Source organism: Ligilactobacillus acidipiscis DSM 15836, assembly GCF_001435755.1.
GTDB lineage: Bacteria > Bacillota > Bacilli > Lactobacillales > Lactobacillaceae > Ligilactobacillus > Ligilactobacillus acidipiscis.
This window is the reverse complement of the sequence record NZ_AZFI01000303.1, coordinates 1-969: the sequence shown is the minus strand read 5'-3', so window position 1 is coordinate 969 and position 969 is coordinate 1. Positions and strand designations below refer to the sequence as shown.

The 969-nt window shown below is 35.1% G+C and carries 1 protein-coding gene; it reads left to right on the top strand.

Annotation, left to right across the window (positions count from 1 at the left end; all coding sequences use genetic code 11):
* Positions 1-188: 188 nt before the first annotated feature.
* Entirely contained in the window at positions 189-656 is a 468-nt protein-coding gene (locus FC65_RS10825; RefSeq protein WP_056972755.1) for a hypothetical protein, read from the top strand.
* Positions 657-969 lie beyond the last annotated feature (313 nt).

The following is a 969-nucleotide window of genomic DNA, read 5'->3' as shown; positions in this document are numbered from 1 at the left end:
ACTTCCACCCACAAATACTTTACGCTAACACATATAAAAATATTTAATTGCTAATTGGATAGTATCGTCTGGCGACTTATGGACAAGTATTAGCGGTATTGAGTTTTCGAAGATGGAAATTATACATGAGTGCGGTATAATGAACACGAATTAAAAATTAAGCAAGACCAAAAAGGAGGTTAGATAGTTTGCTAATTATTATAGTGATGGCTGTTCTGCTGTTTTTCTCGTTAGTACGTCGTGTTTATTTTCAATCCCAATTAGAACGCAAGGCCAAATATAATTTCTCTCCTGTTTTGGGTGGTATGATCTTGTTGGGCTTCTTGAGTCCGCTAATGCAGACGTTTGGGCATTCAGTGCTCTTTTTAATGATGATGTCTGCTCTAGTGATCTTGACATTTATTGCTGGGCGTAATGGCCTGACAGACCATGGGGTCCTGCTGCCGAATCTGTTAACAAGATTATTGGATTTTCAAAAGATAATAAAGGTCAACTTGCAACCAGTAGATGTTGATCAAGAAAGAAATGTGATCGTGGCAACCTTTGTTGAAAAGAAATCGCAGCGGCAACATGCATTAGTTTTTGAAATGTCGCTGAATGATTTGATAAGTTTCTTACAACAGAAATTACCATCTGAAGCCCAAATCGAAAAATAAAAAAGTGAAATTTTATTGCCTATCAAAGTGGTCTAGTTGCACACTTTGATAGGCTTTTTTGTTCTAAATGTAATAATAATGGGTAATTCCACTTTAACTTTTACGGAAATGTCCGATATAATACCTGAGTGGTAAAGAACTATTTTGGAGCTAACTAAAGTAAATTGAAAGAAGTGGATAATAGTGGAGACAAGTTCTGATTTTTTGAGTTCTGTAACTGAAAATTTGGCCGTAGTAACATTTGATGCAAAAACAAATATTACTTATGCTTCAGATTTATTTGCTCAAACAATGGGATATTCCAAAGAAGAAT